The following is a 13,016-nucleotide window of genomic DNA, read 5'->3' as shown; positions in this document are numbered from 1 at the left end:
GCGGCGGTCACGGTAACGGCGGCGGCCACGGCGACGGTGGCAACGGTGGCCACGGCAATGGCGGTGGCAACGGCAATGGAAACGGGAGCGGCGGCGCCGGCAATGGCGGTGCCAACGGTGTCGGCAATGGCCATGGCAGCGGGAACGGCAATGGCGGCGGTCACGGCAACGGCGGATCCTCCGGGGGCAACCACTGACCTGCCGCGTTGCCCGGCCGGGCGTCGTCAGAGCATCTCGAGCGCGCGCTTGCTGCGTGGCGGACGGAAGTACGCGTCAAGCTGCGCGCGCTCATCATCGCTGAACATGAAATCGAGCGCGGCCCGGTTGTCGCGCACATGTTCGATGCGCGACGCCTTCGGGATCGCGAAAACCCCCGGCTGCGCGAGCACCCACGCAAGCGCGACGCGCATCACCGACACCCCGTGCTGCCGTGCGATCTCGTCGAGCGGCGAGCGCTTCGGCAGCCGTCCATGATCGACCGGGCTGTAGGCCATCGCCGGCATCCCGTGCCCGGCAAGCCATGGCAGCAGGTCGAATTCCGGGCCGCGCCGCGCGATGTTGTAGAGGATCTGGTTGGTCGCGCACGCGCCGCCACCGGCTTCATCGACGAGCTCGGCCATGTCGGCCGTATCGAAGTTGCTGACACCCCAGTGACGGATCTTGCCCGCGCGCTGCAGCGCTTCGAAGCCTTCGACCGTTTCATCGAGCGGCACCGAGCCGCGCCAGTGCAGCAGATACAGGTCGAGGCGATCGGTACGCAGGCGCCTGAGGCTCGCATCGCACGCGGCAACGACGCCGCGCCGGCTCGCATGGTGCGGATAGACCTTGCTGACGAGGAACACTTCGTCGCGCAGGCCCGCGAGCGCCTCGCCGACCAGTTCCTCGGTCGCGCCGTCGCCGTACATCTCGGCCGTATCGACCAGCGTCATTCCGAGCGCAACGCCTTCGCGCAGCGCGTCGATCTCGTCCGCGCGCCGGGCCGGCCGCTCCCCCATCTCCCACGTGCCCAGGCCAAGCTTCGGAATCGTCTCGCCGTCCGGCAGGACGACCGTGGCGATCGTGTCTGTCATGCGTTCCTCGTTGCGGATTCGTGGCCGCGCACCGCGACCCAGGCATGGAATACGACGCATCAGTGTAGTCAATCGGCGCGCGATTCACCTATTGCACGGCAAAAACCGGCTATAACGGCGCCACGCGATGACTTAGAATGGCCGCACCCTGATCGATACCCACTCCATGAAGGCATCCACGGACGACCGCTGGCAGGACCTGCGCCCCGACCCCGACAACGACACGCCGCTCTACCTGCAGCTCGCCCGCAAGCTCGGCGACGCGATCCACGACAACCGCTGGACAGCCGGTGAGGCATTGCCCTCCGAGCGCGTGCTGTCCGATGCACTGGGCGTATCGCGCATCACCGCGCGCAAGGCGATCGCGCTGCTCGTCGAGCAAGGCCTGATTCGCCGCACGCAGGGCGCCGGCAACTTCATCCAGCCGCGCTACGAGGATCCGCTGTCGCGGCTGTCGAGCTTCAGCGAAATGCTCGAACGGCGCGGCTTCAAGCCGAGCTCACAATGGATCGCACGCGAGATCCAGCCGGCGAACCGCGACGAAGTGATCCAGCTCGGGCTGTCGCCGGCCGCATCGGTCACGCGCCTGAAGCGCCTGCGCCTCGCCGACGGCATCGTGATGGCCGTCGAGAATTCGACGTTTCCCGCGACGCTGATCCCCGATCCGCAGGCAATCGGCGGGTCGCTGTACAGCTATCTCGAAGCGCGCGGCACGCCGATCGTGCGCGCGCTGCAGCATTTCCGCGCGGTCAACGCGACCGACGAGATCGCCGAGCAGATGGGCATCGCACCGCACGACGCGCTGCTGCTGATCACACGAATCGGCTATACGTCGGACCAGCGCGCGATCGAACTGACCGATACCTACTGCCGCAACGACTACTACGACTTCGTCGTCGAACTGCGCAAGTAACGCCGGCCGCGCCGCCGGCGCTTACAGCCAGCACGCATCGTCGGTGCCGAGCGGCACGGACGGGCGCGCAAGCGACGGCGGTGTCACCGATAACCGCTCGGCGGGCCGCACCGCGTCGAGCATGCCGAACGGCGACGCGATGCGCTCGATCCGGTCGCATACATCGGTGCGCGCGAAATCGGGTGCCTGCAGGCCGTCCGGCACGATGCCGAACGACTGCAGCCAGCGGCCCGTCTGCGCGAGCGACAGTCGCACGTGCCAGCTTCCCCCGTCGCGTGCCCGGCGCGCGAGCGCGATCATCGTGCCGAACGCCGCGAGATAACCCGTTGCATGATCGAGCGCCTGGCACGGCAGGTGGCGCGGCGCGTTCGCGTGCGCGGCCTGCTGTTCCTGCCACGCGATCCCGCTCGCCGACTGCACGAGACTGTCGAAGCCGCGCCGCTGCGCCCACGGCCCCGCATGCCCGTACGCGGAGATCGACACGCACACGATGCCGGGCCGCCGCGCCGCCAGCGCGAGCGGCCCGAAGCCGCGCGCCGCGAGCGCACCGGGCCGGTACGACTGCAGGAACACATCCGCATCACGAGCGAGCGCGTGCAGCGTATCGATGCCCGCGTCGTCGCGCAGGTCGATCCACGTCGAACGCTTGCCACGCCCGTTGTCGATCACGAGCGGCGCGATGTTCGGCAGGTGCGGGCCATTGACGAGCAGTGTCTGCGCGCCGTGCGACGCCAGCGTGCGGCCCGCGACCGGCCCCGCGATGATCCGCGTGAGATCGAGCACGCGCACACCGGCAAGCGGCTGGCCCGCGTCGCCCTCGCCGATCGGCTCGACGGGCGCATCGCCGATCCGCTCGATCTCGAACAGCGGCAGCGCGGCGATCGCACGCGCCTGCTCGTGCGCCGCCCACTCGTCAGGTGTTCTGATCAATGCGGCGCACAGCCCGGCCTCGGCCAGCGCGGTGTCGAGTGCTGCGCCGTCCCGCGTGCGGATCGCAGCGGCGACGTCGTCCCGCCGCGCGCCGCAGCCGAGCACGCCGAGCATCCCCTGCAGGTGATGCGGGAAGTTTGCGTGCAACTGGATCCAGCGTCCGTCGCGCGTCTCGTAGAAGCCCGTCACCGGATGACGCAACTCCGGCGGCGGGCCGTCGTCGACACGCAGATAGCGTTCGCTGCGGAACGCGACGAGCGCGTCGCGCACCGACACGTCGACGGTTTGCGCAACGCCCGTGCGAAGCCGGTGGCATTCGGCCGCCGCGAGCCCGGCTGCCGCGATCGTCGCCGCGGCCAGCGTGCCGACCCGGAAGGTCGACGGCAGCGTCGGGTCCTGCCCCGTCACGGTCGCGCGTGCCAGCGCGTCGGGGTCGCCGTGTGCGAGCCGCCACAGATGCGTCAACGCGAGTTCGGGTGTCATGGCGGGACGGGACGTGGGGGGAGACAGGATCGAGTCTAGAATTCGCGACCGTCGCGAGCAATCCTGATTGTGCGAATCGGCACCTCGCACACGGTCGCAGCGCGGATGTATCGCCTGCTCGCCGGCACGCGCAGCCGGCTCGACATCCCCAACGCACGGCAAGTCTGCCGGCATCCTCGGTGCCGGCGTGCCCCTCCATCCGCACGTGAACCGCGCCCCGCTGCGCTCGCTGCCGGGCGGCACGGTCAGGCTCCGCCGCTACCGCGCGGACGAAATGCGGCAGCTCGCACGCCGCTATCCCGAAGCGAAACGCTCGGGATACGTCGACGAGCATTCGCTCGACCGGCGCATTCCGGCGCCGGGCTCGCCGACCACGCGGATCGCCGATGGCCGCACGGCCGGCCGAATCGCGCATGTGCCCGAGCAATACCAGGACGCACGCCGATCCGCCAGCGCCGGGGGCTACGTCGGCAGCGATGCGGGCGCGTGACGCCGGCCGTCGCGCCATGCGACGAGCGGCCGCCACCACGCCTGCGCGGCGCGCACGGCGGGCGCGTCGAGCGGACCGAACGCGAACGTCGCGCCGTGCGCCCCCGCGCTGACCCAGACGCGCATGCCGGGCGTGAGCGTCAGCGAATCGCCGGCGCCGAGCCAGTGATCGTCGATCCGGCCCTCGATCGTCACCCAGACCTCGCCGTCGGCGACCTCCAGCGCGGTGCGATCGACGATCCGCCACCGACCGGCCGGCTCGTCGCCTTCGATCACGTAAAGTCGCAGTTCGCGCATGGCAGCCTCCTGGTCGCACGGGTCCGATGGCACCAGTATTTCGGACAGCGGCAGCACACGGACAGATACGGCGACGAACACTTTCGGCTGAACTGTACCGGTCGCTCGACGAGGACAGGCACCCGCCGGCCGGACTTCGCACCGCCGTTGCGCCGAACCTGCACGGCGCGACGGCTTTCCCTACAATGTCGGCTGTCCCGCACCACCGCCCCGCCCCCATGTTCCAGCGCCCGCCTGCCGCCGCTCCCGGCGAAAAGAACCTCACCGTGATGCTCTGGCTCGTCGCAACGGGCTTCTTCATGCAGACGCTCGACTCGACGATCGTCAACACGGCGCTGCCGTCGATGGCCGCGAGCCTCGGCGAGTCGCCGCTGCGCATGCAGTCGGTCGTGATCGCGTACTCGCTGACGATGGCGGTGATGATCCCCGTGTCGGGCTGGCTCGCCGATACCTTCGGCACGCGGCGCGTGTTCTTCAGCGCGATCCTGGTGTTCTCGCTCGGCTCGCTGCTGTGCGCGAACGCGCATACGCTGCAGCAACTCGTCGCGTTCCGCGTCGTACAGGGGGTCGGCGGCGCGATGCTGCTGCCGGTCGGGCGACTCGCGGTGCTGCGCACGTTCCCGGCCGAACGCTACCTGTCCGCGCTGTCGTTCGTCGCGATTCCCGGCCTGATCGGCCCGCTGATCGGGCCGACGCTCGGCGGCTGGCTCGTGAAGATCGCGTCGTGGCACTGGATCTTCCTGATCAACGTGCCGGTCGGCGTCGCGGGCTGCATCGCGACCTTCTATTCGATGCCCGATTCGCGCAACCCGGCCGTCGGCCGCTTCGACCTGAAAGGCTATCTGCTGCTGACGATCGGCATGGTCGCGATCTCGCTGTCGCTCGACGGCCTCGCCGATCTCGGCATGCAGCACGCGGCCGTGCTCGTGCTGCTGATCCTGAGCCTCGCGTGTTTCGTCGCATACGGCCTGTACGCGGTGCGCGCGCCGCAGCCGATCTTCTCGCTCGAGCTGTTCCGGATCCACACGTTCAGCGTCGGGCTGCTCGGCAACCTGTTCGCGCGGATCGGCAGCGGCGCGATGCCGTACCTGATCCCGCTGCTGCTGCAGGTGAGCCTCGGCTACTCGGCGTTCGAGGCCGGGCTGATGATGCTGCCGGTCGCGGCGGCCGGGATGTTCTCGAAGCGGATCATCACGCGCCTGATCACGCGCTACGGCTATCGCAAGGTGCTGCTCGTGAACACGATCATGGTCGGCGTGATGATGGCGAGCTTCGCGCTGATGCGCGACACGGTGCCGGTCTGGGTGAAGATCGTGCATCTCGCGCTGTTCGGCGGCTTCAACTCGATGCAGTTCACCGCGATGAACACGCTGACGCTCAAGGATCTCGGCACGGGCGGCGCGAGCAGCGGCAACAGCCTGTTCTCGCTCGTGCAGATGCTGTCGATGAGCCTCGGCGTCACGGTCGCGGGGGCGCTGCTCGCGACGTTCACGGGCATGCTGCGCACCGTGACGCCGAGCAACACGCTGCCGGCATTCCATGCGACGTTCATCTGCGTCGGGATCATCACGGCCGCTTCCGCATGGATCTTCGCGCAGCTCGCGCCCGAGATCCGCAGCACCGCGCGCAAGACCGACCCATCCGAACGCGCGTGACGCGCGGCGCGCGCCGAACCGGGTCGGCGCGCACCATTGCGGTGCAGCGCGGGCCGTTCGATGCGCCGGCGATGACCGGCGGCCCGGCCGCGACGCGCCGCCGCACGGGGTACGATGCCGTGCACGCTTCTTGCTCGCCTATTCTCTAGGTAAACTGGCAGTCTTCCTTCGGCCGACATCATGAGCATGATCGAAATCGATCCCCCCGGCTTTCAGCCGCCCCGCCCCATCGCCGGCGACGACGGGAACCGGCGCACCGTGCTGTACGGCGGCTACACCGTGTTCAGCGTGTTCCAGCCCGTTTTCTCGGTGTCGCACCGCCGCGCGATCGGCTATCACGCGTCGCTGCGTGCGCACGACGAGGACAGCCGCCAGGTGGCGTCGCACGAGGTGTTCACGCAGGCGGCGCGGCGCGGCGACCTGCTCGAGCTCGGCCGGCTCGCCGAATCGCTGCATCTCGGCAACTTCCACGCGTTCGACAGTCATGACGAATGGCTCTTCCTGAGCCTGCATCCGGCCGCGCTGATGGACACCGTCTACAGCGACGCCCTGCTCGCGAACCTGAAGGCGCTCGGGCTGCCGCCGCATCGCGTGGTGCTCGAAGTGCCCGAGCAGGCGGGCGGCGAAACGCCGCGCTACGCGGCGATCGTCGACGGGCTGCGCAAGGCCGGCTTCCTGATCGCGCTGGTCGGGTTCGGCGCGAAGCATTCGAACATCGACCGCGTGTGGCACCTGCATCCCGACATCGTCACGCTCGATCGCGGCATCCTCGCGCAGGCAAGCGAGCACTCGCATCTCGAACGGGTGCTGCCGGGGCTCGTGTCGCTGCTGCACGAATCCGGCCAGCTCGTGCTGATGGGCGGGCTCGCGACCGAGCGAGACGCGCTGATCGCGCTCGAGTGCGACGTCGATTTCGTGCAGGGCCAGTATTTCGCGGGGCCGAGCGTCGAACCGGTGCAGCCGCAGGCCGCCGCGGGCTGCATGGATACGCTGTCGGCCGCATTGCGGCTGCGCGTCGCGCAACGCGAGCGCACGCAGGCGGAACGGCTCGCGCCGTACGTCGCGGCGCTCGAGGAAGCGAGCCGGAAGCTCGGCGCGGGCGAGCCGCTCACCGACGCGGCGGCCGTCGTACTCGGGCTGCCCGAGACCGCCCGGTGTTTCCTGCTCGACGCATCGGGGCGCCAGATCGGCGACAACGTGCTCGCGCGCGGCAGCGTATCGCAGCGCGCCAAGCGCTTCCGGCCGCTGCTGCACTCGGAAGGCGCGAGCTGGGAACGGCGCCCGTACTTCATCGACGCGATGCGCGCGCCGGGCCACGTGCACCTGACGTCCCCCTACCTGTCCATCAACGAGGCGCACCTGTGCGTGACCGCGTCGATCGCCGCGCCGGTCGCGACCGGCATGCAGGTGCTGTGCGTCGACATCAACTGGGAAGCGGCACTCAACCGCGAATGAGCGCGCCGCCGCGCCGCGCTCACGCGGCGGCGGCCTTGCGCGCGATCAGCCGGTGCACGCGCTTGCCGGACGATGCGCTGACGACCTCGTGCTCGTCGATCACCTGCGTGCCCGCGCCGAGCGCCGCCCGCATCCGCGCCGCATCGAGCGGTGTGTAAAGGCGGCCGCGCTCGTCGCGCAACGCGCCGTTGCCGGCCACCCGCCAGCTCATGTACAACGTGCCGCCCGGCATCAGGAGCTCGGCCAGCCGCGCGGCCGCCGCCGCCGCGTCCGCCTGTTCGAGATGCATCACGACCGTTTCGCACAGCACGTTGCGAAACGCGCCGGACGGCACGCCGGCCAGCGCCGGCAGTGCAGCCAGCTCGAAGGTGAGGTCCGGATGGCAGCGCCGCGCCTCGTCGAGCAGTGCGGCGCTCGCGTCGTAGCCGCGCACGTCGAAGCCGCGCGACGCGAGCCAGGCCGTATCGCGCCCGGCTCCGCAGCCGACGTCCGCGGTCGGCCCCGGCGAGAAATACTGCTCCAGCAGCGCGTACATGTCGTCTGGCGCGGCCTGGTCGAGCCAGTCCTGCGCGTATTGCGCGGCGTGGGCGTCGTAGGCATCGAGAGTCGGGCGATCCACCATGGTGACAGCTCCGCATAAGCGTCGTATGACGCACCGCGCATCTTGGCCACAGCACCTGCCGTGCGGCCCCCCACGCCCCGCGCGTCGGCTTGCGCGGCCCCTACGCGGCCCGCACGTCGCCCGCGCGCACTGCCTGCGCGGTCAACTCGGCCCACAGTGCGTCGCCGCGCCAGGCCGGGCGCGCCGCCGCACGTTCCGCGTCATGCACGAGCGCGCACAGTCGCGCATTGACGGGCGCCTGCGTGCCGAAGCGCGCGGCCAGCCATACGACCTCGCCGTTGATCCACTCGACTTCCGTCGCACGCTGCGCCGCGAGATCGTCGGACATCGACGAACGCGCGAGCGGGTCGATCGCGAGCATCCGGCCGCCGAGCACGCGGAACGCGAAATCGGGCAAGTCGAGCACGGCCGGGATCCACTCGGCCGGCAACGGCGTCAACCGCGCAGGCCGGATCGCGGCCCGCGCCAGGCAGTGCAGCGCTTCGCGCTGCGCGAGCGCGACGCAGCGCCGGTACGCACGTTGCGCGAGTTCGTCGCGCAGCGGCAGGTTCGCGAGCGCATTGACCGCGTTGTTCAGGTTGAGCAGGAGCTTCGCCCACTGCACGGCCCGCATGTCGCAATGCAGCGCGAGCGGCAGCCCGGCGCGCGCGAATGCGTCGACAAACGGCGGCAGCGCGGGAGACGCGTCGGCCGCAAGCGCGCCGGCCGAGCCCTGGTGAAACGCGCCGGGCGCGCGCTCGATCACGTTGAACGGCACCATGCCGGCCAGCACGGTTGCTTGCGGCAGCGCCTCGCGCAGCACGTCGGCATTGTGCAGGCCGTTCTGGAAGCTGATCACGACCGTGCCGGGCCGCAGCACGCCGGCCAGCTGCGCCGCGGCCTCACGCGTCGCGGCCGATTTCACCGCCACGAGCACGAGCCGCGCGGCCGCCGCAGCCGCCGGATCGGTCGTGAACACGACATCGGCCGGGGCGAGCGTCGCGCGATAGCCGCGCCGGTCGGTCAGCGTCAGCCCGTGCCGACGAATCGCATCGCCGATCCGTGCGCGGCCGACGAGCGTCACCTTCGCACCGGCCGCCGCGAGCCGGCCGCCGAGATAGCAGCCGACGGCGCCCGCGCCGAATACGCAGACCGGTGCGTCAGACATGCGAATGCGCGCCGCCGTGCACGGGGCCGGCCCGCCGCTCGACTTCGCGGCGCACTTCGCCGCGCAGTCCCGCGAAGAACGCGACCTCGGCGACGACGAACAGCGGCCCGACCATCAGGCCGACCAGATCGTCGACGAAGGCGGGCTTGCGCCCTTCGAACCAGTGCCCGACGAACTGGACGATCCAGCCGACGACGAACGCGCCGATGCCGGTCGCGAGCCATTGCGCGGTCGGCAGCAACGCGAGCGCCTGCGCGCCCCACAGGCCCAGCGCGAACAGCGCGGTCATCACGATCCCGAACCGCAGGTCGAGTCGCAGGTAGAACACCGCGAACGCGACGGCGAGCAGCAGTGCCGGCGACAGCGCGACGCCGGCCAGCGTCCCGAGCGCCGGCCGCGACAGCAGCACCTCGACCGCGAATACGATCATCGGGATCCCGACCAGATGCGTCGCGATGTTGCGCGCGTCGCGGTGGTAGGCCGCATACTGGGAAAGATGGTCTTCGAGCGTCTTCATCGCGTCTCCTGGTCGGTTGTTGGGCGCTATGATGCGCGTCACGCCCGAGAACCTCTGTCAGCTACCCGACATCGCGTGCCCATGCCCTCTTCGCTCGCCCCGTACCTGCCGCAGATCGAAGCGAACCCGTGGTTCGCCGCGCTGCCGCCCGCGTTGCGCGCGGACCTGCTCGCCCGCGCGGCGCTGCGCCGGCTGCCGGCCGGCCATGCGCTGTTCCGGCGCGGCGACCCGCCGTGCGGGCTGTACGCGGTACTGGCCGGTTCACTCACGATAGGTGCGGTCGATCCGCAGGGCAAGGAGGCGCTGCTGACGGTCGCCGAGCCCGTCACGTGGTTCGGCGAAATCGCGCTGTTCGACGGCCAGCCGCGCACGCACGACGCGATCGCGCTCGACGACGCGCTGCTGCTGCACGTCCCGCAGGCCGCGCTGCTCGCGATTCTCGACGCGACGCCGCAATACTGGCGGCAATTCGCGCTGTTGATGGCGCAGAAGCTGCGCCTGAGCTTCCTGACCGTCGAGTCGATGAGCGTGATGCCGGCCGCGCAGCGGCTCGCCGCCCGCCTGCTGATGATCGCCGACGGCTACGGCGGGATCAGCGCCGGGCGCACGCGCGTGCGGCTGTCGCAGGAAACGCTCGCGTCGATGCTGTCGATCACGCGGCAGACCACCAACCAGTTGCTGAAAGCGCTGCAGGCCGACGGCATCGTGCGGCTGCACGTCGGCGAGATCGAACTCGTCGATATCGACGCGCTGCGCCGCGCGAGCGGGCTGGGAGACGGCACGCGCTGAGCAACGCGCACCGCACCGTGATGCGTCACCCCGCCACCGCCGGGTTGCGCTATCGTGGCGGCTCGTCCGCTCCCCCATCGCCCCGCCTTGAATCCATCGACCGCCGCCCCCTCCCGCCATCCGTGGCCCGTCTTCGTCGCGTTCCTGCGGCTCGGCCTCACGTCGTTCGGCGGCCCGGTCGCGCACCTCGGCTACTTCCGCGCAGAATTCGTCACGCGGCGGGGCTGGCTCACCGAACGCACCTACGCGGATCTCGTCGGGCTGTGCCAGTTCCTGCCGGGGCCCGCGAGCAGCCAGGTCGGAATGGCGATCGGCCTCGCGCGCGCCGGCTACGCGGGCATGTTCGCCGCGTGGCTCGGCTTCACGCTGCCGTCGGCGCTGCTGATGATGCTGTTCGCGCTCGGCGTGCACGCGACGGGCGCACCGATCGAAGCCGGTGCATTGCACGGGCTGCGCATCGTGTCGGTCGCCGTGATCGCGCAGGCCGTATGGGGCATGGCACGCACGCTGTGCCCGGATGCGCGCCGCGTCACGCTGATGGCCGCGGCCGCGTGCGCCGCACTGCTCGCGCCGGCTGCGTGGACGCAGATTGCGGTGATCGTCGCGGCCGGATCGGCCGGCCTCGTGCTGCTGCCGCAGCCGGCGCGCGACGCACACGAGCCGTTGCCGCTGCACGTGTCGCATCGCGCGGGCCTGCTGTGGCTCGCGCTGTTCGCGGCGCTGCTCGTCTCGTTGCCGTTCGCCGCCCGCGCGCTCCAATCCGATACGCTCGCCGTCGTCGATGCGTTCTTCCGCACCGGCGCACTCGTGTTCGGCGGCGGCCACGTGGTGCTGCCGCTGCTGCAGGCGGCCGTGGTCGCGCCCGGCTGGGTCGGCGATGCGGCGTTTCTGGCCGGATATGGTGTCGCGCAGGCCGTGCCGGGGCCGCTGTTCACGTTCTCGGCATTCCTCGGCGCGTCGCTGCGCGATGCGCCGAACGGCTGGCTCGGCGGCACGATCGCACTGGTCGCGATCTTCGCGCCGTCGTTCCTGCTGGTGGCCGGCACCGCGCCGTTCTGGGAGCGCCTGCGCCGCAGCACGCGGATGCAAGCCGCGCTCGCGGGCGTGAACGCGGCCGTCGTCGGGCTGCTGCTCGCGGCGCTCTATCACCCGGTCTGGACCGACACGATCATGGCGCCGCGCGACCTGGCCGCGGCACTCGTCGCATTCGTCGCGCTGGTATTCTGGCGCCTGCCGCCCTGGGCCGTCGTGATCGCGAGCGCGGCGCTCGGCTGGGGGCTCGGCCTCCTCGCCTGACCGGGCACGCGCGGCACGTTTCGCCGCGGCAAAAACAAAAAAGCCCTCGAAACGAGGGCTTTTCTGCTGGGTACCGCGCACCGTAGCGGCGCGCAGGTGCCGGACCTTACGCGAAGTTCTTCGCTGCGAAGTCCCAGTTCACGATGTTCCAGAACGCTTCGACGAACTTCGGACGTGCGTTGCGGTAGTCGATGTAGTACGCGTGTTCCCACACGTCGATCGTCAGCAGTGCCTTGTCGGCCGTCGTCAGCGGGGTTGCTGCGTTGCTCGTCGACACGATGTCGAGCGAACCGTCAGCCTTCTTCACGAGCCATGCCCAGCCCGAACCGAACGTGCCGACTGCGGCCTTCGTGAACGCTTCCTTGAATGCGTCGTACGAACCCCACTTCGCGTTGATCGCGTCGCCCAGCGCGCCCGTCGGTGCGCCGCCGCCGTTCGGCGACAGGCTGTTCCAGAAGAACGTGTGGTTCCAGATTTGCGCGGCGTTGTTGAAGATGCCGCCCGACGACTTCTTCACGATCTCTTCCAGCGACAGGTTTTCGAATTCCGTGCCCGGGATCAGATTGTTCAGGTTCGTCACATAAGCCTGATGATGCTTGCCGTAGTGGTACTGGATCGTCTCGAGCGAGATGGTCGGCGCGAGTGCGTCTTCAGCGTACGGGAGCGGCGGGAGCGTATGAGCCATGGCGATTCCTTCGTTGAGTATGTAGGGGGGCTTGTGTTGAATGCTGCCGAGCGTCCGATTGTAGGCGAGGACGAATAACCCCGCAAACTCACGGGCCATTTATCCGCGGTATGCGGAAAAGCGATGTTCGCGCATCGTCCACAGGGACGAGCCGATACCGCGCAACCGCCGTTCCCGCGCGTTTTGGCCGGTCGCGGCGCGTGCGCCGCTCACGTCAGATCGTATCGGCGAGGCGCGGCTGCACGTCGGCGAGCGACACGTCGGCCGAGCCTTCGGCGAGATGCACGGTCAGGCGGCGCTGCGGCTTCAATGCGTTCGGCGTGCGCACCGCGCGGCCCGTCTGCGCATCGATCAGCGCCGCATAACCGCGCTCGAGCGTGCGCTGCGGGCTCAACACCTCGAGCCTTGCCGCACAGGCTGACACGCGAGCCGTGTCGCGTTCGTGACGGCGCTGCAATGCGAGCGCAAGGCGCTGCGACAGCCCCGCGAGTGCCTGGCGCGCCTGCGACGGATCGGGGCGCGCGCGCTGCCAGCGCAACTGCGCGAGCGCGAACCGCGCGCGCGCGTCGCGTACCGGCCGCGACGCCGCCGACGCCAGCCGCACGGCAAGCTGCTCGACGTGCGTAGATCGGAAGAGCACACGTCTGAACTCCAGTCACCGTACGTAA

13 protein-coding genes are annotated in these 13,016 nt (G+C 70.1%); 6 read left to right on the top strand and 7 right to left on the bottom strand.

Features of this window, described 5'->3' with window-relative positions; all coding sequences use genetic code 11:
• Positions 1-224 precede the first annotated feature (224 nt).
• Positions 225-1,070, bottom strand: coding sequence for an aldo/keto reductase (locus tag L810_RS00600; protein WP_021156387.1), 846 nt, complete (start codon positions 1,068-1,070; stop codon positions 225-227).
• A gap of 166 nt (positions 1,071-1,236) precedes the next feature.
• Here L810_RS00600 and L810_RS00595 point away from each other — a divergent pair, with 166 nt between their 5' ends.
• Positions 1,237-1,983, top strand: coding sequence for a GntR family transcriptional regulator (locus L810_RS00595; RefSeq protein WP_021156386.1), 747 nt, complete (start codon positions 1,237-1,239; stop codon positions 1,981-1,983).
• A gap of 21 nt (positions 1,984-2,004) precedes the next feature.
• On the opposite strand, the gene L810_RS00590 is transcribed toward L810_RS00595, so the two are convergent.
• Positions 2,005-3,396: a CoA transferase gene (locus tag L810_RS00590; RefSeq protein WP_042972705.1), complete on the bottom strand. Its 1,392-nt coding sequence runs from the start codon at positions 3,394-3,396 to the stop codon at positions 2,005-2,007.
• A 187-nt stretch (positions 3,397-3,583) separates the two neighbouring features.
• Here L810_RS00590 and L810_RS00585 point away from each other — a divergent pair, with 187 nt between their 5' ends.
• The gene (locus L810_RS00585) at positions 3,584-3,886 is read left to right on the top strand and encodes a hypothetical protein (RefSeq protein ID WP_021156385.1); all 303 of its coding nucleotides are present in this window, start codon (positions 3,584-3,586) and stop codon (positions 3,884-3,886) included.
• Here the strand turns inward: L810_RS00585 and L810_RS00580 are convergent.
• On the bottom strand, positions 3,859-4,182 hold the full coding sequence (locus L810_RS00580) for a DUF2917 domain-containing protein (protein WP_021156384.1): 324 nt from the start codon (positions 4,180-4,182) through the stop codon (positions 3,859-3,861). The two genes, L810_RS00585 and L810_RS00580, sit on opposite strands and share 28 nt — an antisense overlap.
• Positions 4,183-4,400: 218 nt before the next feature.
• Here L810_RS00580 and mdtD point away from each other — a divergent pair, with 218 nt between their 5' ends.
• Positions 4,401-5,837: a multidrug transporter subunit MdtD gene (mdtD, locus tag L810_RS00575; RefSeq protein WP_021156382.1), complete on the top strand. Its 1,437-nt coding sequence runs from the start codon at positions 4,401-4,403 to the stop codon at positions 5,835-5,837.
• 180 nt (positions 5,838-6,017) lie between these two features.
• Positions 6,018-7,292 carry an EAL domain-containing protein gene (locus tag L810_RS00570; protein WP_021156380.1) on the top strand — a complete coding sequence of 425 codons (1,275 nt, stop codon included), beginning with the start codon at positions 6,018-6,020 and terminating at the stop codon, positions 7,290-7,292.
• 19 nt (positions 7,293-7,311) lie between these two features.
• Here the strand turns inward: L810_RS00570 and L810_RS00565 are convergent, their stop codons facing one another.
• The 3 genes from L810_RS00565 to L810_RS00555 all read right to left on the bottom strand — a co-directional run bounded on the left by L810_RS00565 (position 7,312) and on the right by L810_RS00555 (position 9,578).
• Positions 7,312-7,914, bottom strand: a complete 603-nt coding sequence (locus tag L810_RS00565) for a methyltransferase domain-containing protein (protein WP_021156379.1) — start codon at positions 7,912-7,914, stop codon at positions 7,312-7,314.
• Between the two features lie 100 nt (positions 7,915-8,014).
• The gene (locus L810_RS00560; RefSeq protein ID WP_021156378.1) at positions 8,015-9,061 is read right to left on the bottom strand and encodes a 2-dehydropantoate 2-reductase; all 1,047 of its coding nucleotides are present in this window, start codon (positions 9,059-9,061) and stop codon (positions 8,015-8,017) included.
• Positions 9,054-9,578 (bottom strand): Mpo1 family 2-hydroxy fatty acid dioxygenase, encoded by a 525-nt coding sequence (locus tag L810_RS00555; RefSeq protein WP_021156377.1) that lies wholly within the window; start codon positions 9,576-9,578, stop codon positions 9,054-9,056. Before L810_RS00555 ends, L810_RS00560 begins: the two co-directional genes overlap by 8 nt.
• A gap of 81 nt (positions 9,579-9,659) precedes the next feature.
• Here L810_RS00555 and L810_RS00550 point away from each other — a divergent pair, with 81 nt between their 5' ends.
• Both L810_RS00550 and chrA read left to right on the top strand, forming a co-directional pair.
• Positions 9,660-10,367, top strand: coding sequence for a Crp/Fnr family transcriptional regulator (locus tag L810_RS00550; RefSeq protein WP_021156376.1), 708 nt, complete (start codon positions 9,660-9,662; stop codon positions 10,365-10,367).
• A gap of 87 nt (positions 10,368-10,454) precedes the next feature.
• Complete coding sequence (gene chrA, locus L810_RS00545; RefSeq protein WP_021156375.1) at positions 10,455-11,663, top strand: chromate efflux transporter; 1,209 nt, start codon at positions 10,455-10,457, stop codon at positions 11,661-11,663.
• A gap of 106 nt (positions 11,664-11,769) precedes the next feature.
• On the opposite strand, the gene sodB is transcribed toward chrA, so the two are convergent.
• Positions 11,770-12,348 carry a superoxide dismutase [Fe] gene (gene sodB / locus L810_RS00540; RefSeq protein WP_011352986.1) on the bottom strand — a complete coding sequence of 193 codons (579 nt, stop codon included), beginning with the start codon at positions 12,346-12,348 and terminating at the stop codon, positions 11,770-11,772.
• Between the last annotated feature and the right edge of the window lie 668 nt (positions 12,349-13,016).

Source organism: Burkholderia sp. AU4i, assembly GCF_000466765.1.
Taxonomy (GTDB): domain Bacteria; phylum Pseudomonadota; class Gammaproteobacteria; order Burkholderiales; family Burkholderiaceae; genus Burkholderia; species Burkholderia cepacia.
The sequence above is the reverse complement of the archived record's forward strand: the minus strand, read 5'-3'. Positions and strand labels throughout refer to the sequence as shown.

Excerpts from the sequence above, each read along its gene's own strand:
- L810_RS00580 (WP_021156384.1), bottom strand. The coding sequence starts at position 4,182 with ATGCGCGAACTGCGACTTTACGTGATCGAAGGCGACGAGCCGGCCGGT.
- L810_RS00560 (WP_021156378.1), bottom strand. The coding sequence starts at position 9,061 with ATGTCTGACGCACCGGTCTGCGTATTCGGCGCGGGCGCCGTCGGCTGC.
- L810_RS00570 (WP_021156380.1), top strand. The coding sequence starts at position 6,018 with ATGAGCATGATCGAAATCGATCCCCCCGGCTTTCAGCCGCCCCGCCCC.
- L810_RS00600 (WP_021156387.1), bottom strand. The coding sequence starts at position 1,070 with ATGACAGACACGATCGCCACGGTCGTCCTGCCGGACGGCGAGACGATT.
- L810_RS00550 (WP_021156376.1), top strand. The coding sequence starts at position 9,660 with ATGCCCTCTTCGCTCGCCCCGTACCTGCCGCAGATCGAAGCGAACCCG.
- L810_RS00555 (WP_021156377.1), bottom strand. The coding sequence starts at position 9,578 with ATGAAGACGCTCGAAGACCATCTTTCCCAGTATGCGGCCTACCACCGC.
- L810_RS00565 (WP_021156379.1), bottom strand. The coding sequence starts at position 7,914 with ATGGTGGATCGCCCGACTCTCGATGCCTACGACGCCCACGCCGCGCAA.
- L810_RS00595 (WP_021156386.1), top strand. The coding sequence starts at position 1,237 with ATGAAGGCATCCACGGACGACCGCTGGCAGGACCTGCGCCCCGACCCC.
- sodB (WP_011352986.1), bottom strand. The coding sequence starts at position 12,348 with ATGGCTCATACGCTCCCGCCGCTCCCGTACGCTGAAGACGCACTCGCG.
- L810_RS00590 (WP_042972705.1), bottom strand. The coding sequence starts at position 3,396 with ATGACACCCGAACTCGCGTTGACGCATCTGTGGCGGCTCGCACACGGC.
- mdtD (WP_021156382.1), top strand. The coding sequence starts at position 4,401 with ATGTTCCAGCGCCCGCCTGCCGCCGCTCCCGGCGAAAAGAACCTCACC.